General features: G+C 43.0%; 16 protein-coding genes and 1 pseudogene. 7 read left to right on the top strand and 10 right to left on the bottom strand.

Annotated features, from left to right (window positions below; all coding sequences use genetic code 11):
* Window positions 1–79 precede the first annotated feature (79 nt).
* Entirely contained in the window at window positions 80–745 is a 666-nt protein-coding gene (locus tag LZG71_RS23145; protein WP_233824420.1) for a hypothetical protein, read from the top strand.
* Between the two features lie 17 nt (window positions 746–762).
* The gene (locus tag LZG71_RS23140) at window positions 763–1,977 is read left to right on the top strand and encodes a DUF4374 domain-containing protein (RefSeq protein ID WP_233824418.1); all 1,215 of its coding nucleotides are present in this window, start codon (window positions 763–765) and stop codon (window positions 1,975–1,977) included.
* A 118-nt stretch (window positions 1,978–2,095) separates the two neighbouring features.
* On the opposite strand, the pseudogene LZG71_RS30725 reads toward LZG71_RS23140, so the two are convergent.
* Window positions 2,096–2,200: pseudogene (locus LZG71_RS30725) on the bottom strand (hypothetical protein); the annotation flags it as partial.
* Between the two features lie 224 nt (window positions 2,201–2,424).
* Here LZG71_RS30725 and LZG71_RS23130 point away from each other — a divergent pair.
* The 4 genes from LZG71_RS23130 to LZG71_RS23115 all read left to right on the top strand — a co-directional run bounded on the left by LZG71_RS23130 (window position 2,425) and on the right by LZG71_RS23115 (window position 9,836).
* Complete coding sequence (locus tag LZG71_RS23130; protein WP_233824416.1) at window positions 2,425–4,851, top strand: TonB-dependent receptor; 2,427 nt, start codon at window positions 2,425–2,427, stop codon at window positions 4,849–4,851.
* 14 nt (window positions 4,852–4,865) lie between these two features.
* Window positions 4,866–6,086, top strand: a complete 1,221-nt coding sequence (locus tag LZG71_RS23125; protein ID WP_233824414.1) for a DUF4374 domain-containing protein — start codon at window positions 4,866–4,868, stop codon at window positions 6,084–6,086.
* Between the two features lie 67 nt (window positions 6,087–6,153).
* Window positions 6,154–7,305: a PepSY domain-containing protein gene (locus LZG71_RS23120; RefSeq protein ID WP_233824412.1), complete on the top strand. Its 1,152-nt coding sequence runs from the start codon at window positions 6,154–6,156 to the stop codon at window positions 7,303–7,305.
* A gap of 83 nt (window positions 7,306–7,388) precedes the next feature.
* Window positions 7,389–9,836: an outer membrane beta-barrel family protein gene (locus LZG71_RS23115; RefSeq protein WP_233824410.1), complete on the top strand. Its 2,448-nt coding sequence runs from the start codon at window positions 7,389–7,391 to the stop codon at window positions 9,834–9,836.
* A gap of 74 nt (window positions 9,837–9,910) precedes the next feature.
* Here the strand turns inward: LZG71_RS23115 and LZG71_RS23110 are convergent, their stop codons facing one another.
* The 9 genes from LZG71_RS23110 to LZG71_RS23070 all read right to left on the bottom strand — a co-directional run bounded on the left by LZG71_RS23110 (window position 9,911) and on the right by LZG71_RS23070 (window position 23,683).
* Window positions 9,911–11,470, bottom strand: a complete 1,560-nt coding sequence (locus LZG71_RS23110; protein ID WP_233824408.1) for an alpha-amylase family glycosyl hydrolase — start codon at window positions 11,468–11,470, stop codon at window positions 9,911–9,913.
* Between the two features lie 29 nt (window positions 11,471–11,499).
* Window positions 11,500–12,543 carry a SusE domain-containing protein gene (locus LZG71_RS23105; protein ID WP_233824406.1) on the bottom strand — a complete coding sequence of 348 codons (1,044 nt, stop codon included), beginning with the start codon at window positions 12,541–12,543 and terminating at the stop codon, window positions 11,500–11,502.
* Complete coding sequence (locus LZG71_RS23100; RefSeq protein WP_233824404.1) at window positions 12,543–14,117, bottom strand: RagB/SusD family nutrient uptake outer membrane protein; 1,575 nt, start codon at window positions 14,115–14,117, stop codon at window positions 12,543–12,545. Before LZG71_RS23100 ends, LZG71_RS23105 begins: the two co-directional genes overlap by 1 nt.
* Window positions 14,118–14,143: 26 nt before the next feature.
* Window positions 14,144–17,113: a TonB-dependent receptor gene (locus tag LZG71_RS23095; protein ID WP_233824402.1), complete on the bottom strand. Its 2,970-nt coding sequence runs from the start codon at window positions 17,111–17,113 to the stop codon at window positions 14,144–14,146.
* Between the two features lie 266 nt (window positions 17,114–17,379).
* On the bottom strand, window positions 17,380–19,263 hold the full coding sequence (locus LZG71_RS23090) for a helix-turn-helix domain-containing protein (protein WP_233824400.1): 1,884 nt from the start codon (window positions 19,261–19,263) through the stop codon (window positions 17,380–17,382).
* 380 nt (window positions 19,264–19,643) lie between these two features.
* A complete protein-coding gene (locus LZG71_RS23085) occupies window positions 19,644–21,002 on the bottom strand; it encodes a hypothetical protein (protein WP_233824398.1) in 1,359 nt (452 codons plus the stop codon).
* Between the two features lie 94 nt (window positions 21,003–21,096).
* Complete coding sequence (locus tag LZG71_RS23080) at window positions 21,097–22,191, bottom strand: DUF2264 domain-containing protein (protein WP_233824396.1); 1,095 nt, start codon at window positions 22,189–22,191, stop codon at window positions 21,097–21,099.
* Complete coding sequence (locus tag LZG71_RS23075) at window positions 22,172–22,360, bottom strand: hypothetical protein (RefSeq protein WP_233824394.1); 189 nt, start codon at window positions 22,358–22,360, stop codon at window positions 22,172–22,174. Before LZG71_RS23075 ends, LZG71_RS23080 begins: the two co-directional genes overlap by 20 nt.
* Window positions 22,361–22,813: 453 nt before the next feature.
* Window positions 22,814–23,683, bottom strand: a complete 870-nt coding sequence (locus LZG71_RS23070; protein WP_233824392.1) for a M48 family metallopeptidase — start codon at window positions 23,681–23,683, stop codon at window positions 22,814–22,816.
* Window positions 23,684–23,989: 306 nt separating this feature from the next.
* Here LZG71_RS23070 and LZG71_RS23065 point away from each other — a divergent pair, with 306 nt between their 5' ends.
* The gene (locus LZG71_RS23065) at window positions 23,990–25,096 is read left to right on the top strand and encodes a serine hydrolase (RefSeq protein WP_233824390.1); all 1,107 of its coding nucleotides are present in this window, start codon (window positions 23,990–23,992) and stop codon (window positions 25,094–25,096) included.
* Window positions 25,097–25,418 lie beyond the last annotated feature (322 nt).

Below are 25,418 nucleotides of genomic sequence, written 5' to 3'. Positions count from 1 at the left end.
TTTCCCCAACCTTCGGGAAAATGATTTTTATGCTACTTTTACTTAAAAGTGGTTTATAATAGTTGATCATCAACGCTCAATGCACATCACCAGGGAACTTATAGAAAAATATCATGCAGGAAATTGCACGCCTGACGAAATAAAAGCTGTTGAAGACTGGCTTTTTAGCGACGAGGCCGAAGAACAATTTATGCTACCCGACGGAGAAATTAAAGGGAAAATTCAGGATGAGATCTGGAATGAAATTAACCCTGCTACACCTGTAAGCCGCAGCAATTATACCTTTTTTAACTCCCCTCACTTTTGGCGACCAGCCGTTGCTGCTGCTGCTGTGCTCGTTCTCGGAACTACGCTGTTTAACATCAAATATCCGGCTTTTAATAACGAAGTGATTGTGCTGAAAAATGCATCGGAAACCATTAACAAGGACGTCAACGAGAGCAGGTATACAATTTCACTTGGACCTAAAAGTAATATTGAAATAAATAACAACACAGGCAGTATTGATTTTTGTGGCGCGGTGATGATCAACCCTAAAGAAGATATTGAATTTACTATTCAGGGAACATGCTCAAATCCGAATGAACAGAAAGAAACAATGACTTTGAGAAAAGGTTTAAACTACATTGCGCTTAATTACAGCAGCCACGAGAATGACAGTGAAATGATTATTCTTGAAGAAGGTTCGCTGATGGGCCTTCCGCCATTGGTTCAAAGGCAACTCATGAGCCAGTTCAACATCTGACCGCATTTACCGTTTTAATGACCGCACACCTGAGACATCTGTATTTGACACTTCTTACCGTAGCTTCATTGGCTTTTACCGGCTGCACTGATCATGCAACTGAGAGCTCCGTTAAAAAAAAGTACAGTATTTATGCCATGTTAAAGGATGGAAACGAATATCTGTTGCAGATTGACTCATTAAATTCCGGGATCATTTCGCCAGAAAAAACAGGAGCAAAAGTGGTCCCGCCAAGGATATTTCATGACCTGATTGTCCGTGATGGCTATTACTACCGGCTGGATATGCGGACTGGTAAATTCAGCAGATCGACTGTAAAAAACGATGTATTGACCGAGGAGCAGTCCCTGCAAGTTGATGGATTCACCACCTGTCAGAATTACAACTGGATCAGTACTGATTCGCTGTTGCTTATCGGTTACGATGAGGGTACAAAAAAGATCAGGTCCGCCAGGGTCAATGTAAGGAATATGACGGCGGTCCAGGATATTGTGGATATTGACGCGCCATCGGGTATCTACAATTCTATTTCCATTGGTTTTTCTAAGTTTTCGGATGGAAAACTTATCGTGGGTTATTCGTATCACACAATCAATGGTGCATACAATTACACTACTGGTGATACGGTTTACGTGAACGTGCTTGGCTACCCGCAAATGAAGTCTTTGCAGAAACTTAAAGACACGCGTTCCACTTACCCTGGTGATGAAAACACCAGACAAGCACATTCGTTTACTGACGAAAAAGGTGATTTTTATTTCATTTCGGCACCAGGAATCGCCGGAGGAAATAACCCAAATAAACCTACAGGTATCTATCGTATTCAGCAGTCTCAAACGACGCTGGATCAGGAGTATTTTTTCAATATTTCGGCTTCTCCTATTCAAAACCACGGTTACGGCTTGTGGTATATTGGTAAAGGAAAAGCCATTATCCGAACTGAACGAAAAGGCATTTTCTCAGGAATGAAAGATCATTGGAAAGTGCCGCACTTCGACTATTATGTAATTGACCTTCAATCAAAAACCACTTCCCGATTACCGTTGCCTCTGGACAAAGGAACTGCCAAACAATGCGTAATGGTGGAGAATGGCATGGTTTACATTGGTGTGAATTCGGACACCGAAGGCAGTTATGTCTGGATGTATAACTCAGAATCCGGTGATTTAAAGAAGGGTCTAAAATTTGACGACAAGGTCGACTACATTCTCCGATTGGAGCGATTGAATTGATCTTACACCTTTTTACTCCTCCGGACTTAGATTCAAAAATTCCGCTATAATCCGTTGCTTCATTCCTCTTTTTTTCATTGCTCTGGCAATTCCAAGCTTCTCCTCCCGCCTGCCCCGGATGTTCGTTCTTACTATACATCAGGTCGACGATATGTCTTTCACCTAAAAACAACTGGTTCAAAAAATCAATCAGCTGATCTTTATGAGGCTCAGATCCGAAAATCCGCTTAAACTGGGGCTGGGGTCCGTCCGAAATCAGTCATCAGATTAATAAAAAGGCCAATTTTGAATTTTCCAAAATCTATCACGTTAATTTTTGTGCGATAACTTTCTCTCTCATTAGGCCTTAACAATCACATCGGTTACTTTTTTAACTTTTTTCTACTTCCAACCTTCGGGCGCCAACCTTAATGCGCTACTACCATTGAGTAAGCAATATAAAACTCGATGGATTCAATATTTTACAAGAAGGTTACCCCATACATTTTCACTACAATACTGGTTCTGCTTTCCGTCCTGCAGGCAATGTCCCAATCGACTATTTACGGAACCGTGAAGGGAACAAACGGTGAAGGAATTCCGGGGGTGTCCGTCCAAATCAAAAAATCTGCACATGGCGAGCACTCAGACGTTGAGGGAAAATTCATTCTGAAAGGTATTAAGGATGGCACGCACGAGGTCGTATTTAGTGCCGTGGGATTTAAAAACCAGCAGCTTTCAGCAACAATCAAAAATTCAAAAAGCGTTGAGCTGAACATAACACTGGAAGAAAACTCTCAAAACCTGAATGAAGTACAGGTTGTAGGAAAAACAGAGTCCAGGAAATTAAAAGAAGGCGCATACAATGTAAGCGCTATTGACACAAGAGCATTTGCCAACACATCCTCCGACATCAATCAGATCCTGAACCGGATGAGTGGTGTACGAATCCAGGAAAGCGGTGGACTTGGCTCCGACTTCCGATTTTCACTAAATGGTCTCTCAGGAAATCACATCAAATTTTTTATTGACGGCATTCCTATGGAATCTTTCGGCGGAGGACTTTCGCTCAACAACATTCCGGTCAACCTGGCTGAAAGAATTGAAGTTTACAAAGGAGTGGTTCCGGCATACCTTGGCTCCGATGCTTTGGGTGGTGCAGTCAACATTGTAACCAAAGGCAAAGGTGGAGGCAACAAACTTGACGCCAGTTACTCCATTGGTTCTTTCAACACGCACAGAGCTGCATTGGCTGGAACTTACACTGCACCAAAATCAGGAATTACCGTGAATGTGAGCTCATACTACAACTTCTCGGACAACAATTATTACATGCGTAACAACCCGGAAGCGAATGTAAAACTACAGGTGATTGAAGACGGAAAATTTGTTGTGAAAGATAGACTGAGACGTTTTCACGATGGATTTGAATCCTACATGGGACAGGTTGAAGTTGGTATTTCAAACAAAAAATGGGCAGATGTTTTTGTCCTCGGACTTACTCACACCAACACCTTTAAAGAAAGACAAACGGGTGCTACGCAGGATAAGGTGATAGGAGAAATGACCAATAAAAGTCACAATACGGTCCCTTCCCTTCGCTACCGGAAAGATGACCTGATCATCAAAGGACTTGCTTTAAGAGCATTTGCCAATTTCTCCAACGACAAGTCGGTGATCACCGATACCAGCTCCCGAACCTGGTACCAATGGAACGGCATCCCCGACCGCGTGAACCAAACCAGCGGTGAGCTAAGTGTCAACAAATCCATTACACATCTTACAGGAGGAAACGCGCTCGCTCAGTTGAACCTGAATTACCAACTGGCAAAAAATCACATGCTCAACGTCAACTACAATTTCAATAGTTCGTTTAGAGAAAGCTACAATGAGATTGATCCATACAATCATTCTTACGACCGGTCAAACCGGCTTAATAAAAAAATCCTTGGCTTCACTTATCAGCAGGAGTTCTGGGATGCAAGATTAACCAACAGCTTTTTTGTTAAACATTTTGGTTTCTCCGGCAAAGTATTGGCAGCCGACAGCAGTACTTCTCGCCAAAATTCCAGCTTCTGGGGTTATGGAGGCGCTTCACGTTATAAATTCACCGAGAACATTGGTGTGAAAGCTTCGTACGAATATGCGCTCCGTTTGCCAGGTCTCATTGAGTTGTATGGAAATGCAGAAGAGGTACTAGGAAATCCAAACCTAAAACCAGAAAACAGCAACAACTACAATCTGGGTGTTTTTTATACCGCGCGTTTCAACAACCACTCCATTTCGGCAGAAGCATCCGGTTTTTATCGCAATGCCAAAAATTACATCTACTCAATGCCTGCGGTTAACTCGTCAACGGGCGGAGATTTCTCCATCTTTTACAATGCCGGTGGTATAAAAATCAATGGTTTTGAAGCGGATATCCGCTATGAATACTATCGTTTACTGAGCTTCTCGGTGAATTTGAGTTACCAGAATGCCGTGGACCGCGAACGCTATGTACAAGGCACCAACCGTGAAAAAATCACTTACCTCAGCCGGATCCCGAATCAACCCTGGCTGTACGGAAGTACCGATTTCAATATAGGAAAAAGCGATTTGCTTGGCAAAGGCACCCGTCTTCAATTGAACTGGTATACCCAATTTATCAATAGCTATTCGCTGAGCTGGTCGAAATTGGGCAACAAATCCACCAAGGATTACATACCGCAGCAGTTGATACAAAACGTAGCACTCACCTATTCGATGAAATCGGGCCGTTACAACATCACCATCGAAAGCAGAAACCTCACCGATCAAATTGCCTACGACAATTTTAAACTTCAAAAACCTGGTCGTTCCTTTTTTCTAAAACTGCGTTACGTCCTGTCTTCTTACAATCTGTTTAATTATTAATCAATTCCAATAATATGTACAATTCACTTAAACAATGGTTTTCAATACTGAGCGTATGCTCAGTTTTACTACTTCTTTCCTGCAAGGATGACGAAGGTTCCTCAACGCCGGCACCGGAAGTACCTGGCGAATACGCAATCATATTCACTGCCGATAACGGAAATAACTATTTGCTAAATGCCGCCTCTCTAACAGAGGGCACTATTTCTCCGGTTGGAAAAGGAACAGATGTGACTAATATTTTTACCTGGGAAGAAAACATCATTCAAAAAGGCCGTGATTTTTACCACCTGGATCCCAATGGCGGAAAATTCGGCAAATACCGTTTTGAAAACGACGCGCTAAAAACTGTTTCGGAGATCGTATTTACAGCATTTCCAAGCCCTTACCTGGGATGGCACGTGTGGTTGGATGACAACCAGGTGATGTTCGGGCCAAGAAGCTCCAACTTGTATGCGATTGTAAACACAAGCACCATGACCATCGTTAAAAGTGGTGAATTTGAAACAACCGGTATTCCTGCAAACCATAGCAGAAGAATTTTCTCGGCAATTCCAAAAGGCAACAAACTGCTTGTTGGTTACGGTCTTTACAACGAAGCAACCAAGGTACATTACGATTCATCCTATATGGCAGTGATGGATTTCCCTAGCCTTACCAACTTTAAAGTAACGAGTAAGGACGGTCGTTCTGCCCCAATTGGCGCACTTCGCAACGGCTATTTCAGCCAGTTTACTGAGGGTGGAAATACTTACGTTTTAACCCATCCGATCGCACTTGGTGCCAACAAACCTGAAATGCCAACCGGATTTTACCGTGTGAAAGAGGGAAGCAACGAAATCGATCCTGACTATTTCTTTAACATTTCGGGCATCCGCAACGGCGACAAACAATTGGGCGTAGGTTACCTGGGCAACAACAAGGCGCTGCTGATCAGTGCGCATGATGCCGAAACAAACGTAAAAGAATGGAACGACTGGTGGTACGCTGCCATGTGGGAATATCTTGTGGTGGATGTAAGCACTCAAAAAGTGGTTAGAAAACTGGATCTGCCGCCCGTACTTAACTCCCGCTCTGCTGTAATCCACGAAGGAAAAGCTTACATAGCTGTTAATGACCCTAATGCCGATGCCATTTATGTGTGGGAATATGATGGTGAAAAAGACACGTTTAAAAAAGGCTTGAAAGTAGAAGGTGGAAGTAACAACACGCCTACCCTTTTCAAACTGAACTAAAACCAATCTAAATCCAGCATCGCCCGGATTTATTCGGGCGGTGTTCTGACTCTTACGTTAAGAAATTATGTTTAGCAAAATCAACGCATGGCTGCATTTGTGGCTAGGACTTTTTTCCGGAATTGTAGTGGTCATACTGAGCATTACGGGTTGTCTTCTGGTTTTTCAGGAAGAACTTTCAAATATTTTTTACCCATGGAGAACTGTCGAGGCCCGCACGGCCGAAGAACAACTCCCTCCGTCAGAAATATTTAAAGCGATCAAAGCCTATGTTCCGGGCAAGGAAATTCAAAGTATATGGTATCACGGCCTTGACAGATCCATCAAGGTTAATCTTGAATCGGACTCGATCCTGTATGTGAATCCCTATACCGCCGAAATGCTTGCTTTTGTTGATCATGAAGATTTTTTCCATGAGATTGATGAAGGGCACCGCCACTTGTGGTTGCCTAAGGAATATGGCGATCCGATTGTTGGCTGGGGAACGTTCATCTTTTTCCTCCTGCTACTCAGCGGACTGGTGCTTTGGTATCCTAAAAAATGGAGCAAAAGCAATGTAAATAAAAGCTTTAAAATTAAGTGGAAAGCGAGTCTTAAACGGATTAATTACGATCTGCATAACGTCCTGGGTTTTTATGCTATGCTGCTTGCCTTGATCATGGCCATATCCGGATTGGTAATGAGTTTTCCCTGGGCCAGGAAAACCGTTTACTGGCTAAGCGGGGGTGACAAAGTCCGGAAAGAACGCAGAAACGAACCGAAAGAGGAAAAGCCCGTAATCACTATGGAAGAAGCACTGTTACTTTCAAAAACGGATGAGATTTGGAATAAAGTGCGCAAAGAATATGCCATTTATAACAAAGAGGCGATCATTATCGGATATCCGGATGCCAGCGAAGCCCTTTACACCTGTACCGATATGATCTATGGATCGTGGCGTTACATCTATTTTGACCTGCAAACGATGCTTCCCACAAAGGGCACACAGACAGCTTTAAACGAAGAAAAAGCAGCAGACTGGATCATGCGAGCCAATTATGGCATTCATACAGGCCTCATTTACGGGACTACAACCAAGATACTTTATTTTCTGGCAAGTCTTATTTGCGGCACATTACCTATTACTGGTTTTTATGTTTGGTGGAATAAACGAAAAAAAGATAAATCGAAAAAAGGGAAAGTACTGGCTTCGAAAAATCTGGTTGTCAACCCTACCTAAAATCTCAACAAGCAATTATTTTTCCGTAATTGCCTGCTCATAACAAGTCGGGTACATCCAAACCCAGCATCTAACTATTAGCCATGCGTTATTATTACAGAATTTTATTTTTCTGCACAGCATTTTTATGCCTTTGTACTTTCTCAAAATTAAGAGCACAGCAGGTCAATCCCTTCCTGGTAAAAGGTATAATCGCCGATTCTGCTACCAGAAAGAATATCGAGTTTGCAACCATCAGTATTCTTGATAATGAGAAAAAAGTAGTAGCCCTCACCTATTCCGATGAAAACGGACTGTTCAAGTCAGCGGATATTTCGGAAGGTTCCTATTTCCTGAATTTATCGTTCGTAGGTTACGGACAAAAGAACCTGCCGTTCAATGTGAGTCAGGAAAAAGCTATTTTTGATTTTGGTAAAATATTCCTAAATCCGGATGTAAATGAATTAAAAACAGTAACCATCACGGGCAGCCGCCAACTGGTGGAACAACAACCCGGCATGCTCATTTATAATGCAGAAAAAGACATTAGCAACAACGGAGGGACTGCTGCCGATGTATTACGGAAGGCACCGATTCTGAATGTAGACGCAGCGGGAAACGTAACCATGCGTGGAAACTCTAACCTGCGTATTCTCATTAACGGAAAATATTCGGGACAAATGGCAAGGAGCCCGGGCGACGCCCTGAACATGATGCCGGCTGGCTCTATCAAATCAGTGGAAGTAATCACCAGTCCGTCAGCACGCTACGATGCAGAAGGCGCGGCAGGGGTTATTAACATCATTACAAAAAAAGGACAGAAAAGCGTAAGCGGCACACTGGAACTTGTGGGAGGAAATCTTGAACAAGCCATAAATCCACGACTTTCGATAAATCGTGACAAATGGAATATCAATTCCACGTTGCACATTCACCGATTCAGGGACAAAGAACTGACAAGCCTGGAAAGGACATCTTTCGGAAATGGGATGCCGACAGGGCGGCTTTTGCAGGAAACTACCAGCGACAATACCAATCCGCATAGCTCAGGAGACGTTCAGATTGAATTCACTCCTGATTCACTTAATCTTTTCAACTTCTCCGTGAATGGATGGCTTGGCAGGTGGCCAGAAAACAGCGAGCAGCTCAACCGGCTTTACTCACCTTCCGGTGCATTACTGGACGAATACCGCCAAAGTGCAACAACCACCGCCCCGAGTAAAGGATTTGATCTGAATCTTGGCTATACCAGAAAATTCAAAAAACCGGGAGAAGAGCTTTACCTGATGGCGCAGCACAACCGTTCCACCGACGATTTTAATTATAATTCGCTTCAAACCAACCGCGAGCAGATTCCGGTTTACAGGGAATTGAATGACAATCGTACAGAAAATAATGAATGGACTTTTCAGGCCGACTACATATTACCCCTGGCGGAGTCAGGCAGACATGCACTTGAAAGTGGTTTAAAAGCTATCCTGAGAAGTGGCGGTACCAGTTACGATGTAAGGGAAAGTAGCAGCAACCAGCCCGATGTTGTAGTTCCTGTTCCTGCCCGCTCAGACATTTTCGATTTCAGCCAGGATGTACTGGCTGCATATACCCAGATCAAATTGAAATGGAACAGTGGCTGGGCTGTGCATGCAGGAGCACGTGTAGAAGGGACTTTTCTGGAAGGGAAACAGCGTATTGCGGGCACTACCTTCAAGAATGATTTCTGGAATTTTGTTCCGAGTGCTACTTTATTCAAAAAGCTCAATGCGAATAACAACCTCACATTAAGTTACACAAAACGCATTTCCCGGCCTTCATTGTGGGACTTGAACCCGAATACCAACAGCCAGGACCCCAATAATATCTCAGTTGGAAATCCTGACCTGAGGCCAGAAGAAGTAAACCAGGCAGAGTTTACATATGCTTTGCAAACGGATAAAGACCTGTTTCTGAATTTTTCCTTATTTGGCAGAAAAACGAACAACTCCATTGAAAACATTGCCAGAATAGTTGAAAACGGTGCGGTCATTTCGACCATGCAAAACCTGGCTTCCAATGCGCAATACGGTGTGAATTTCTCAACTTCATTCGCAATGTTGCCCAACTGGAAAGTGAATAGCAATGCCAATGTACGTCATGCACAATTCCGCAGTGGGGCACTCAATATCAGCAACGAAGGCATGGCTTGGGGAATCAATGTGAACAGCAGCTGGAAACTACGGAACAATTACAGTGTTCAATTGTATGGTGATTACGATGCAAAAAGCATCACCTTGCAAGGCTATGAATCTTCGTGGTTCTATTACAGTTTCTCAGCAAAAAAGGAAATACCGTCTAAAAAACTAACTATAAGCCTCACAACCGTAAGTCCATTCGGCAGTTATTTGTCGAGAAACGAAATTGTAAGATCAACTGATTTTGACTCTACTTTCCGCAACAGACGTTTGATGCGATCAGTAAGGCTCTCACTCAACTGGGAATTTGGCGGATTGATCAAGAGTTCTAACAGTCGTAAAATTAGTAACGACGATCAGAAGAATGTAAAATCCGGGGGTTGATAAAAACGAATTCAACAAAAAAAGCAGATCATACCGATAAGGTGCGATCTGCTTTTTTGATTTTAGAACAATATTTATTTCAAAACAACCGATCCATAAGCGGGAATTTTCACACTCCCCGCTTTAACGGCAACCAGACCGGAAGACTGAAAAACTGCCTTGCCCGACTTGTATTTCTCAGGAAGTTTCACTGTTTTCACCTGATCACTGGTATTGTGAATCACCAGTAAATCACTGCCAGCAGCAGGACGAATAAATGAAAGAATATAAACTTCTTTAATTCCACTTTCAGCAAGATTGGCAGGAGTCACCTGATACATGGCTGGCTGGCTTCTTCGAAACTTCAACAGCTTTTTGTAATAATTGTAAATTGAATTCGGATCGGCTTTTTGCAATTCCAAATTCCGAACTTTCTCATCTGTTGAATACTCAGGTTTCATCCATGATGTACGATTCTTATCCTCATTCTTTGCCTTCCACAAAAAAGGTTCGCGAATATTTTCATCTGGTTTGTTTCCCAACATGCCAATTTCTTCACCATAATACAGATAAGGTTCGCCGGGAAGTGTTAGTAGCAAAGCTGCCGCCATTTTCATTTTGTCAATATTCCCATTCACAGCTGTCCCGATCCTGAGCTGATCATGATTTCCGGTAATAGTCGCATCCACAAAATCAGGATTCACTTTTTTGTATTCAGCATAAGTATTCAGTAGCTGAATAATCAGATCAGACTGCTCTCCTTTTCCCAGTATTTTCTGAATAGCAAGAGATGCATCAATATTGAAATTGGCAGGTAAACCTTTGAAGTAAGGAGCCACTTTATCAGGCGTAGTCCAAATCTCCCCCACCAGATACACATCAGGCTTGTAGCTTGTCACTTTTTCACGGAACTCAACCCAAAACGCCTGACTTTTTTCAGCTTCCCAATCCGGATAAATGTGTTTGGCAGCATCTAACCTGAAACCATCAATACCCACTTCCTGCAGCCAGAATTTGGCAACGGAATATATTTCTTCCCGCACCTTAGGATTATCAAAATTAAGATCGGGCATCCCGCTCCAAAACAACCCATAATATTTCTCCGCTCCCCCATCTTTTACGGCATGCCACGGATTCACTTCCCAGGAATCACCGGATTTTTCACGCGTAGCAATCCCTAGTGAGTCAATTGCCTTTTGTGAAAGCCATACGTAATAATCACGATAAGGATTGTCCTTGCCTTTTTGAGCTTCCAAAAACCAGGGATGCTGATTGCTGGTGTGATTCACAACCAGATCTTTCACAATTCTGATGTTTCTTTTATGAGCCTCAGCAATCAGATTTTTCATGTCTGCCAACGTACCATATTCCGGATCAATCTGTTTGTAATCGACCACATCGTATTTGTGGTACGTGGGAGATTTACCAATTGGCGTGAGCCAGATCGCATCTATTCCCAGATCCTTTAAATAGTCGAGCTTGGATGTGATGCCGTTGATATCGCCAATACCGTCACCGTTGGAATCTGCAAAAGACCGGACAAATATTTCGTAACAAACTCCCGGAGGTTTTGTCACCTGAGCCTGAGTTGTGGCTCCCCCAATGAGGAACCACAACAGTAGCAGGCCGGTTTTTCTAATCTGTTGAATTGTCATACCGACGGCTTATTCTAGGTTAATTATAATTATTTTTTGGTAAGCGTATAAGTGAAATTACCAGCATTGCTCAGGTTCAGGCTCAAAATGTATGTACCCGCCGCTTCAACTTTAATGTTGTTATTATCCAGCATATCTGGTACGCCATCTGCATTTCCATCACCATAAGCAAGTGCCCAGTCGTCATTGGCTCTGAACTTAATTTCTCCTTCTTTCAATACAAGTTCTGCTTTCCAAAGGCCGTCTTTCGGATCGAACATTAAATCCTGATCTGCATCCCAACCACCTTTGGTTGCCGAACCTATCACCCCCCAAATCGTTTTCAACGACGACCAGGTTAATGTATTTAAGTTGGCTTTAACTAAATAATACCCGGCTCCAACTTGTTTCAGGTTATCACCTTTCCCCAGTTTTCCAGGACCAGCCGAACCATAGTCGCCCTCATCCCAGTTTGGTCCATTGGTAAATTTGAATTCATTACTTGCGTCCGGAAAATAAACATATCCTTCGTATAATTTATCATCCTTAATCGAAACCAGCTTTGGCGCTTTATCAGGAGCCCAACCCTGATGACTGCCCGGTACGTAAATGGATGGATAAACGATCACAACAAAATAAGGTGTTACCGACAAACCCGTTACGGCTGAGGTGGCGTTCACACCTGGCGCCAAAGCACCCAGCGACGACACCACACGCGCTTCAATTTCGGCCAATTGCCCTGCATTCAGTTTTAGTTTATTGATCAACAGACTATTGATTTCCGCTGTTGTCAGAGATTTTTTCAACAAACTTCCACCCGCAATTTCCGCCGGCTTTGCGAAGTTATTGCCTTTTTTATCCAACTGAATGGTGTAGTTGACCACGCTCTGGTAACCATAGTCCACCGGAGTCCAGGAGAATTGTACAGCTTCCTTTTCTGCATCCTGGTTGGTAAGTACCAGTGTCTGTTTGCTTACCGTTATTACCGGCGCATTGCTGATAGATGCAATGGTTTGCACTTCATCTTTTTCGCAGGATGCGAGAGCCATGAGGGCAGCCAGTCCTAGCAAAGAAATTTTTATATCTTTTATCATTAGTTCTGTACAAGATTAGGGTTAGCGATCAGATCAGTTGCTGGTATCGGGAACAGGTTGAAGCTTTCCGCCACACCTCTTCCTTCTTTCACTCCACCTTTCCATGGCCACAGGTAACTTCCGGAAGTAAGCAATCCATAGCGAACAAGGTCGGTGCGTCGATGCGCTTCCCAATAAAACTCACGGCCTCTTTCATCCAGAATATCATTCAGACTTACCGCCGTAACATTGCCCGTTGTATTTCCATAAGCACGCTCACGCAGTTTGTTGATGTAGCTGACAGCAGTTGCTTCACTCCCTCCCGTACCACCACGTTTTACTGCTTCGGCATAGGTGAGATACATCTCAGCGAGCCTGAACAACGGAAAATCTACGGAAGAAAACGATCCACCAGCAGAAGGCGCTGTAATACCAGTTCTGCTTACATTCCGAAACTTGGTAATAGCAAGACCATCAGTGAATACTGCCGGATCTTCCATTTCTATTTTAGTACCAAAAAACATGGCACGTTTGTCTTTGGCGCCGCTGTAATCGCCAAATAGTAATGGCAGATTTTTCGTCGTACGGTTACCGCCCCATCCACCGTTTGGAACACCAAATGACGACGGGTTCATGGCTGCATTAATTGCTGCATTAATAATGAAAGTTGTACCACCATTGTTCTGTGTTCTTACCCCATCGTAGTTGATTGATAAGAGCACTTCGGGATTATTCACGTCGTTATCCGCAAGGAAAAGATGCTTGTATTCCGGCATAAGCGAATATCCCGACTTGATCACCTTATCAGAATATGTAATTGCCTCCGAATATTTGCCCTGACCTTTACCCAAATATACCTCTGCATTGAGATACAATCTTGCCAAAAGAGCCCAGGATGCAGCTTTGTCCACACGGCCGTATTCATTCTTTTTAGGATCAGCCAGGGACGTTTCCACTGCTTTAAGTTCCGATTCGATGTATGCAAAAAGATCGGCACGTTTGATCTGCGGCGGAATGTATTTCCCAATCGGATCATTTTCGGTAACAAACGGAGGGTTTCCAAACAAATCGATCAGCACCCAATATTGAAATGCCCTTAGAAACCTTGCCTCAGACCGGTACAGGCGAATCTCCTCTGCATCAGCCCCGGTAATTCCCCGCGCACTCAGCTTTTCGTCTGAAGATTCACGTATGAACTCATTACAAACCGTTACATGAAACAGACTGCGGTTATACAACGCGCTCAGCAAAACGTTTCCGGCTGTCCAGTTCAGATTGTGAAAATCCGGGATACCCGGATCATTCCATACGCAGGCTGCTTCATCGGTAGAAAGTTCCTGCGCGTTCCAGAAAAGCCGGAGAAAATCGGCTTGTCCCGGATCAATGCCAGCAAGATCAGAGGTGGTTATTCCGGTATTTCCTGCCAATGCATAACTTCCATATACCTTGGCAAGAACCAGTTTATAATCCGCAAGTGATTTGTAAGCAATATCCGCTGTTATAGAGTTAGTTGGCGCAAGGTCGAGGTCGTTGTGGCAGGAAACTGACCCGAACAGCAATGCCGAAACAGCTAGTGTTTTTAAGAAAATTTTCATATTCCAATTAATTAGAAATCGATAAATTAAAAGTCAAGATTCAATCCCAACACGAAGGTTCTTGGGCGTGGGTAAAGGTTGTAATCGATACCACCATTCACCTCTGGATCCAGGCCCGTATATTTTGTCATTACAAATACGTTCTGGCAGGTTGCATTTAGGCGAAGATTCATTTTGTTGCCTAACACACGTCCTGCATTGTAGCCAATTCCAATGTTGTCCATACGCAGGAAAGATGCATTCTGAATATAATAATCCGACTGATACTGATTGTTGAAGAATCCGGTTTTATAAATATCCGTTGTGCTGTTACCCAGGATGTTGTTCGGATTCAGGATGTTTCTTTCAACTCCAAAATTGGATGATACGTTGTTGTACATGTAGTTGCCCAAATTTGCTCTCAGAATCGTACTCAGGGTCCATTTCTGGTACGTCAACTGCGTATTGAAGCCGAGCATTACTTTCGGGAAAGGCGATTTGTAACGATACTGATCTTTCTGATTCACCTCACCATCTCCGTTCAAATCCACATATACACCTTCGAGCGGTTTGCCTGCCTGATCATACACCTGTTTGAAAACGTAGTAAGAGAAAGTGTTGTAATTCACCGAATGAATTTGAATGCTCTGGCCTGTTCCACCTGTAATTCCGCCTGTCAAATTTCCAGCAAATTCAGGATCGCTAACCGCAGTAAGATTCGTGATCTTATTATTGTTATAAGTAAAATTGAATCCTAAATCCCAGTTAAAATTCTTCGTTCTCACCGGATTTCCATTGATCGCAAATTCAACTCCTTTGTTTTCAATGTTACCTACATTGGTCAGGATCTGGTTACTGAAATTCGACCCAATAGGAATAGGAACGGTGTTTAACAGATTTTTGGTTTTTTTGAAATAAACATCCAAACTACCTGTCAAACGATTGTCAAAAAAACCATAGTCAAGACCGGCATTGGCCGTTGCAGTTTGCTCCCATTTGATGTTGGCATCGTATGCAGCGGGCGCAGTCATGTTGTAAAACTGATTCCCGAACTGATATTGAGAAGCATTGGAGCTGATTGAGTAAATCCCCAGATAAGAATAATTTGCGATACCATCCTGATTACCGGTGATTCCATAGCTCAATCTCAGTTTCAGGTCCGACAGCTTGCTTGAAGTACTCAGGAATTTCTCCTTGTTAATTCTCCATGTAAGGGCAACTGAAGGGAAAACACCCCAGCGATTTTCAGGAGAGAAACGAGACGACCCGTCAGTACGAACCGAACCTGCGAGAATGTACTTGTCATCCAGGGTATAAATTAATCGGCCGTAGTATGAAATAAGCGTATTTTCAGGAATGTCAAAGGCAAATTTTGGCTGAGAACCTGCGATTGTATCACCGTTTGCGCTGAAATTGGCAAAAGAATAATTCGTGGTTGAGTTGTTGTAGTATCCATATCCTGCGGTTGCATTAATGGTACTTTTAATTCCCGGAATATCCTTTACATAGTTTAAATAGAACTCAGCAACTTTGTTATTCCCGCTATTGCGAGATCTGTTGTTTTGCCCCTGCGTGCTGAAACTCTGTCCCGCATATTCAGGCACAAAAATCGTCCCCCTACCTTTTGATACGTCATAACCCAGGTTCAGGTTTGCATGTAAATCTGGCAGGAAGTGGAACATGTAATCGAACTGTACATTACCAAAACTACGCTGAACTGTATTTTGATTGTCCTGCAATTTGATCAATGAAACAGGGTTGCGTGGGGCATTGGGATTAAGCGTTGCTACGCCAGCTTCATCTCTGGTCACCCACTCAAAATATCCGCCAAACGGACTGGTTTCGTCCATTACAGGTTGCGTAGGATCAAATTGAACGGCGTTGATAATTGCGCCCTGATTCGCATAATTCGATTTTGTAATCGCTCCTTTAAGATTGAGGTCTATTTTCAAATGCTTGTTAAACAATCTCGGACTGATATTAACCGAAGCCGAAGGACGTTGTAGTTTGTCTGTGAGCAGAATCCCGTTTTGTAGCAAATAACCCGCAGAAACCCGATATGGCATGTTTTTCAACGCTCCCGAAATGCTCAGGTTATTGTCTGTACTGATACCGGTACGGTATATTTCCTCCTGCCAGTTGGTATTAGCAGTGCCCAATATTGCCTTTTGCGCATCCGTTCCGTTTGTTTCAACATACGTTCTGAACTCATTGGCATCCAGCGCATCCACCATTTTCCCAATTTTCGATACCGCAAGTTGTGTATTGAAATTAATAGTCGGCCTGCCGCTTTTACCTTTTTTGGTCGTAATCAAAATGACACCGTTTGAAGCACGTGAGCCATAAATCGCAGTTGCCGACGCATCTTTTAATACGGTAAAAGTTTCAATATCATTTGGGTTGATCAGGCTCAGTGGACTAGGTGCCCCGTCAATCTTATTTCCACTTAATGGTACTCCATCGATCACGATTAACGGATCATTACTTGCATTGAGTGAAGCACCACCACGGATACGGATCGTACTTCCCACACCAGGCTGACCGCTATTGGAAGTGATCGAAACCCCTGCTACTTTTCCGACAATGAGCTGCTCAGGACTTTGAATGTTTCCCTGCTGAAAGTCTTTTGAAGAAATGGAAGTGATAGAACCGGTAAGTTCCTGTTTCTTTTGAGAGCCATAACCAATCACAACCACCTCCGTCAAATCCTGGCTGTCGTCTTCAAGTGTCACATTAATGGTTGTCTGATTCTCGGTCGGTACTTCCTTCGCAAGCTTACCAACGAAACTAAAAACAAGGACTGCCTGAGCCGGCACATTTGAAAGTGAATAACGACCCGACGCATCCGATTGCGTCCCCATTGAGCTGCCTTTTACGAGTACCGTTACACCCGGTAGCTCCGAGCCATCTTTGGCATCTGTAACTTTACCTCCAACGGTAATTTGTGCTCTTGCCGACGAACTCCCGAGAAGGAGTAACAGGGCAAAACAGAATAATTGTTTGTAATGCTGATTCATCTTAGAGGAATAAATTTTGGATGATTGGTTTTGTAAGCCTCAATAATAACACAGGTTTAAATCCTATTAATTATCGAAATATTACTCAGCAAAAGTATCCCTATAAAAGTCCTCTGTCGCTCCACTTCACGATTCAGCCCATATTTTTCAGAATCAAAATGAAATGTTGATAACTATTTAAAAATGAAGTATATACACACCAAAACAAATGACCACTTTATAAAATGGCACTTATTTATTTGAAAGTTTTAACAGGAAAAAGTCAATTACTCTTCCAAACGGCTCTCGTTGTAGTAGTCGCGAGGCGTTTGTCCGGTCATCTTTTTGAAGGACCTGTTGAAAGCCGTTTTAGAATTGAAACCTACCTCGTAGGCAATGCTCAGCAACGTGTAATTCTTAAACTTAGGATTATCGACACGTTTCTTAAACTCGTCGACACGGTAGGAATTAATGAAGTCAAAAAAGTTTTTATCGAAGCCATCATTGATTACTTTCGACAAGGTATGAGGAGGAAGTTTTATCTTCCCGGCAAGCTCGTTTAAACTCAGTTTCGGATTGGTATATGGTTTATGTTTAATCATGTAATCTTCCACCTGAGCCCGTGCCTCATGCAAATCTTCCGCTTGTTCTACTTTTTTATCAATCACCTCTTCCTCACTTCCCATAACCACAGGTGATGATTTGATCTCTCCAAAAATAGACAAGGCCTGAGGTGAAATTTTAAAAATTTCAGGTTGATGAATGGCAAAGTATCCTACGAAATACGTGATGGTTGAAAAAGCAAGCCAAATCGCATCCACGCTACGCTCAACAATTTGCGTAACATCAAACTCGAACCAGTGCCCCAGCCCAAGCATGATGAATAGAAAATACCAGAGACCCAGGCATATCGCCTGAATGAAAAGAACTGTATTGAGGTAATTGAGATTTTGCTCATAGGAAAAATGGCTTTGATATTGTTCCCGATAAAACCGGAATGTTTTCCGAAACAGAAACCAGAAATAGGTATTCCAGGCCAATGCAAGAAGTCCCGTCCCCAGGAAAACACCCATCAGTTTCCAGTCCTGCATCATGAAACTGAGCTGTAGGGTTCTTTCACCCATCAGGAAAAATGGCAGGTATACGAAACACTGTAAAATGGCAGGGAGAAAGAAAAGCAATTGCCTCACCGGTTTTGCAGATTGGTTGAAGAGCAGCTTTTGTAGATAAAAATAAAACAGCGGAACGTATAAAAACAAGATAAAATCCGGCATGAGCAGCACCTTGGTAAAGGCCTGAGCCGCTTCCCGGTAACTTCCAATGGTACGCAGCAAAATCATAAGTGACGCAACGCCAATCGTAATCACCAGCCAACGGTTTGCCGAGCGGTTGTAGTTCTGTATTGTGGGAATGGCGATGATGAGCAATATGCCCTGAAACACTGCAAAAAGCAACAAAAGATCGTAAATGGAATAAAAATGAAATGAGGCCGTAAGATCTTCCCACCCATCAATCTCCACGTCCACCGACATGTGATTGATCTTAGAGTCCCGATAAATTAAGCGATTCGGGCGCGCCTTACCACTCGCCCGCCCTTCTATTGAATTCCATTCACCTCTGGTAAATTTATACTCGACCGGATCCTTTTCTGTGTAAATCGTTGTCCTGTAAGTGCCGTCTACATTTTTGTAAACCTTGTAAAGTGGATTGGCAGCTTCCCAGTCATTGAAATTTCCCGTTATATAAAGCTGCGCATCGTGAGGCGTATTTTCGGGTAATTTTTTAATGATAAAAGTGTAGACGATCTTCTGTTCCCATCCATTGATACGTACTTGCAGAAGATTTTTATCCGGCAATGACGAGGCATCATACAACCGGTTACGAAGCGGAGCACCCGCCGAGTCACCCTCAACCATGGTCCAGTTCCCTTGGGTAATTTTAAATTCAAAACGGGTAGGATTTTTTGGTATATCAATGAAGTAAACGCCCGACGTATCTTTTCTAAACCGGTAATTGGGATCTCCGGGGCTCCAATTGTTCAGATCCGAAGCCAGATAAAGTGAAGACGAAGGTGTTGCGAGCGGAGGCGTAGCCACCACTTCAATACGCAACTGAGCAAACGCAGTGCAAGTCAGTAAGACAAAAAATAAAACTGCGGATACTTTGTTCATTTAATACTTATAATTGTCAACGTTTGAGTCTTACGCCTTTACTTCCTGCGTGCCCGATTCCAAATTTAGGGATTTTTAGGAACACAGCGTTGCACAGAGATTAGAGGAAAACGACTTTTCAGTGACATTAAGTTGTATATATGGAATCGCACGTGATATAAATATTCGGCTTAAAAGTATAAAAAAACCAAATATTTATAACGATCAAATGGTGAAGCGCTTTATGTTATTCTGATTATTTGCCCAATCAGGTCGATGAAAGTGCTGAGCGACAAGTGCTATAACCGGACACTATTTCTGATATCCTGGCAACAAACGAAAGCAAACTATTATAGACGATCTTCCGGATATTGATAAATTACCGGTACTAAGTATCTATATTATTTCACCGGAGCTTTCCCATTTGGAGGAAGTGTTCTTCGGATTCCCCGATTGTCAAGCAGCATTTGCAAGCGGTTTGCATCGGGATAAGGAATATTTCCCTGCTGCAGGTAATGTGCATCTCCTGTCCTCAGGTAACCGTAAACGTTGGTTTCCTGGATCGTACGCAGTTCCTTCGATTTTTTCATCGAGTTAATACCAGGTCTGAACCGCTTTTTGTGGCTGACAAAAAATGCAGCAAAAAACAGTATTGCAATAATTTTAAAGGTATACCTGAACCTGCCAACCGGATTAAATACCTCCGTGGCCCGCACGATAAACCAGGCACTGCCTGCCAGTCCAAGGCTTAGCAAGTCGGTATATCGTGATAGTACATCTCCGGGTTCGTGCCCGCGGCCGTAAGCGATTGCAACTGCCTGCAACGCCGACCAGATAAAGCAACCGGACATCAGAACGTCTGTCCGGCTTAGTTTTTTCTTAATCAGAAACGTAATTAATATTGCTGCCGAGGGTAACCAAAATACAATCGTTATTAGTTTCCGGGCAGTTAACGGCCATCCGAGTACGCGGATTAAAGCCTTGGAAAATTCGGCAAAATTTTGAGCATGTAAAAAATCATGACCCGGGTTGTAAGGCATAGTGAGATAAGCCGTTACTGTAATTCCCGCAAGGACAACTATTATAATAATTGTCTGTAAATGCTTTTTCTTCGCCATAAGCCAGTGCAGACTGTATACCGCGGCAACCGCAACGGGTGTAAGCAAGCCAGATGCCATGGTCAAAACACTCAAAATGGAAATCACAACAATAGCTGAAACAGACGCCGCATGATACGGCCTTGTTGATGCGAGGAAAAGTGCTGAAAGTGTAAAAATGCATAGGAAATAAAACTGGCTCTGAAAACCAAACAGGATATTTTCCCAGGCGAATGGAAGTATGGCTCCGCAAATAATTACAGCAACAACCAGCCATCTCCACTTATAAATTTCCCCCCATCGGTGAAGCAGCCAGATCAGCAACAGCGGTGTCAGAGCACCAAGTACAATATTAACTCTGGCTTCCGTAAGATTACTCCATGTTCCCGTTACTTCGAATAATAGCAAGGTTAAAATATGGCTCGGCACCAGACGATGCTCATTTTGCGGAAACCATAGATCCGACATTTTGAAATGTCCCTCCACCCACGGTCTGAGCAGCCAGTCGCCTTCCGCATCCCATTGATCCCAGAAGGGCATCGCCACCACAAAATTTTCAACGTAATACCATCTGGATAACAGTACCAGGAGGCTGATGACAACAAAAATAAATGGCCATTTTTGAAAAGACCGCGTTTTACCTGACAGAAATACTGAGTTCAATTTTTATAATCAATGGCTAATTGGAGGATGCAAAGGTAAGTGTGTATTGTCTTTCCCGATGGTAATATGCTCTGAAATTTTCTGATGTTACAAATTACTTTAAATCTTCTGCGTGATCGTTGTGAAAATCCTCGCCGCCCCAAATTTTCTGAGCACTCCATTTTTCAGGCGCATTTGCCCAGAACGGATCGGAAGCCGGCAGGCCAAGCGGAAGAAATATACTTGTACACAGATATGGGCTACCCTGATTATTGTAGACATCGGCCAGGTCTGGCTGCGAACCGTATAGTCCCAGTGTCAGCCAGCCATTTTCATATGTTGTGGGGCTTTCCAGTGTTTTCCGGATCACAGCTGTTAACGCACTACGAACCTGAGCCGGCTTCAATTGCGCAGGTAATTTCTGACGCAAAGCAACGTCGGCAAGGTGATGAAAAGCGGCACCGCGATAAATGATGGAGCGGCCCGTAGCCGGGAATGTTCCATCTCCATTAATCAACCGTTCCTGAATCACCGCGTAGCGTTCATTACGTTTGTTTATTTTCCCAAACATACCATTGTAAGCATTTGTTTTCTTCCCGATCACGTCTACAATCGCAGCCAGATATGGATGAATCACGTAGCTGTTGTAGTAATCAAAAGCATAAGAAGTGCCGTCTTTGTACATCCCGTCGCCTACATACCATTGTTCGAGCTGTTGTAAAGCGTAATCCACCCGCATCGGATCCCATTCATATCCGTATTTGCTAAAAAATGCCTCCGTCATCGCTGAAAAAAGCAGCCAGTTGGAGAAAACAGGTTTGTAGCGGCGAGTACTTTTAAGAGCAGCCACCATACGATCTTTGTCGGCGGGATTAAGGTTTTCCCAAAGCCATGGTGCACGGATAAAAGCCGCAGCCAAAAAAGAAGCATCCACCAACTGCTGACCTCCAAGATCAAAACGCATGTAATCCTTTTTGGTAGAATCCAGTGCATTGGAGAGCCCGGCAATGGCCCATTGGCGATATTGATCACGTAAAGCGATTTCCTCTGCCGATCCGCCTTCGGTTTGCAGCCACGGTGCAATGCCGCTCAGCACACGTCCCAAAACTTCCAGATACTGAACCTGAATGCGTTGCGCTTTATTATCGGCACGTACCGAGGTAACTTGCGGCATCAGAATACGCAGACTGTCATGCGCCAGGGCAGACATAACCGGCCTGCACATTTTTATCCATTTCGGCAAGCCAGAACTGCCGGTCGCTTACAGGAGCGACTTTTTTTGCCACAGTTTTCTTTTGCCCATAACCGGGAGGTATTACCAGAAAGGCAGCAAAAATTAATATTGGCAACCTGTAAGCAAATCGCATTTTACTTTTCATAATTCCGTTTTTCAATGCCCGTAGTAGAAGTTAAAATTTCCATCGCAAAACTGCGGAAAGGGTTTTAATTAAACCGCAAAAGAAACAATAGTTAACAAAGGCTAATTGTCTCTTATATTTTGCCCTTTGTGGTAAGTTTTTTTGATTGAACCACACAAGTTCACAAAAGCTAACTTTGTTTTCTATTGTTCCTTTTGTGGGCAATTCATATATGTTAACCATTAAGAATCACCGCTGCTTCTTTTTCTTTGGCACCAAGAAGCGATACATTTCGCAACCTGCAAGTAAGAACGCCCCTGCGCCATCAGACTGCAAAGTAACTTCTGCCAAAGATAAGCCTGCATTGGATTTTAAGCCTGAAATGAACAGTATTTTCCTGAAACCAGAATACCATGGGTAGACTTACTTCCTTATCAATAAGTAACTTACAGTTTATATAAAAAAACTATTTTGTTACATGCTAAAAGCCCTTTTCATAAATCCACCCAAAAAGCTAGCCACAAAAGTCAGTACAACGGATCCGTACAAACGGAAATTTTCGAGTTCCTGTCCACCTCTTGGATCAATTTGTGAAGTAAATAAAAAGTAACCTGCTAGTACCAGCACGCATTGCATCAGGGCCAGAAACCAACCCTTACGAGGCTCAGCAAAACCGATGGCAATGGCGCACAAAACAGCTACCAGATAAGGAAAATGGACGCCTTCTGATCTTTTGACTACGGCTACAACAAGCGCACTGGTAAAAACAACCATCACCATACTCACCATCAGTTTTTTATCAAGAAACGGTGTTTCATTCTTTGGCAAAACGGCTGATCCATTTTCCATTTTTTGTATTATAAGTTTTTCGGTAGCTAAATCAGCCGTTGCTTCCTCTGTTCTATTGAGGGTTAAATATGCCGCTGCCCGCCATTTGTATGGCTCTGCCGAAGTGTCCTGCGCTTTCATCACAGCCTTGTTGAAAGCCACCAATGCAGCCTCAGCGTTGTTTGCTTCCAGATGTAAAATACCCAATTGTAAATGAGCCTGAAACACCTCGTCATCCAGACTTACCGCTTTTTGAATATCGGCAAATGCCTGAGCGGATTCACCCTTCGCTTTTTGACATAACCCTCTGTACAAATGTGCAATACAGGACCCGGGACGCTGTTTTACTTTCTGATCAAAATACAACAAAGCTTCATCGATACGCCCCGTTTCGTATAACTCAACGCCCGGGGAGAATTCAGCTAACTCTTTCTCCGATTTGCTTCTCAGGTCGGCGTAGTTGCGTAAATAATAGATGTATCCAAAAAAGGTAATTACTGCAAGAAGTTCAAGCATAAGGCTGTTGATAAACCAGTGACGTGATTTTAAAGGAAGATTTCCAGTATTTTTCAATGCAAAAAAACGCAAAAAATTCCTGATTGGAGCTTTAATATTTGCGTGTTCCTTTAGGGCGATGAACTACTCCTAGTTCATTTTTGGATCACAAAAGGGAATGAAGTTGGCAAAAGGAGCTTTCAAAATGCTCCTTGAATATATGTCTGTTGCTGGTTTACCATTCATCCATTTTCTACTCAAGTAAACCTTTAATTTTTTAACTTTTGATATTAAACCGGATACATACAATTAAAACGTCCCAAAGCCATGAAAAACAAATTCCTCATTGTCTTTCTATTGAGTTTAAACATCTGTTATGCCCAGATAAACAGTAAAAGCGAATCGATAAAAGACAAGGCTTTTCTACCTGCAATAAACAAAGCGCAAAAGTATCTGGATTCATTGCAGACTGCTCAAAATATACCCGGATTATCTGTCGCAGTAGGTAACGCCAGGGGGATTATCTGGGCACAAGGCTTGGGTTTTGCCGATTTAGAATCCAGGATACCAGTATCCATACATTCCCGGTTCCGAATCGGCTCGGTATCAAAATCCCTGACCTCTGTGGCCTTAGGGCGATTACTGGAAAACGGCAAATTTAATATGGATACTGCTATTCAAGCCTATGTGCCTCAGTTTCCATTAAAAAAATATACGATCACAGCCAGGCAACTTGTTACACACACTTCCGGCATCAGACATTACAGAAACGACGATCCAATTACTTGTCCCAAAAGATATATCTCTGTAACGGAGGCTCTTTCCATTTTCAATCAGGACAGTCTGCTGTTTCAGCCGGGAAGCAAATACAATTATTCCACTTACGGCTACACGCTTTTGAGTGCTGCTCTCGAAGGTGCAAGTGGGCAGGATTATTTGTCTTTGATGAAAACATCCGTTTTTTCTCCTCTCGGTATGACTGAAACAAGTCCTGATTACAGCGACAGTCTGATCAATAACCGTGTTAGATTTTACGAGTTAAAAAATGGGAAGCACGTTCATGCGGGAATGGTGGACAATAGTTACAAATGGGCAGGTGGCGGTTTTCTATCCACGCCTACGGATTTAGTCAAGCTGGGAACGGAGCTCATTAAACATTCTATACTGAAAAAGGAAACCATTGATATACTTCTTACGACTCAAGTGTTAAACTCGGGAGAAAATACCAATTATGCTGCTGGCTGGCGAATTGGTCATGATGACAAAGGGAGAAAAATAATCCATCATGGAGGGCTGATCGACGGGGGACGAACTTTCCTTATTGTGTATCCTGAAAATGATCTGGTGATTGCGGTCACCGCCAACATCAGCGGAGCACGTATCAATCTGGGTGAAATGGATGCTATTGCCAATTGTTTTTTTAGTTCAAAATAATGAGTTTGACTTGGAATAATTTCCAAGTCAAAACCAGTGCACAACTGGGATTATGGCGATGTGGCGTTTACAACCTGATTTACGACAAAAATAAATTTTGAACCATAAAAGGAACAGGAGTTAACAGAAGTTGCTTTTAATGCTCGTTGGACACAGGTCCGCTGGTTTTCATTTCGGTGCGCTGCACCTATTCGGTTTTAATCATAGGTCATTTTTGAACCACAAAAGGAGCAAAAGTTAACAAAAGGGTCTTTAAAATGCACCTTGTATAAATGTCTGTTGCTTCATATTTCGGTGCGCTGCACCTTGGAAAACCTATTCA

Origin of the sequence: Dyadobacter sp. CY312 (genome assembly GCF_021390535.1) — a bacterium.
Lineage (GTDB): Bacteria > Bacteroidota > Bacteroidia > Cytophagales > Spirosomataceae > Dyadobacter.
Note: the sequence above shows the minus strand (reverse complement) of the source record. Positions and strands in the feature narration are given on the sequence as shown.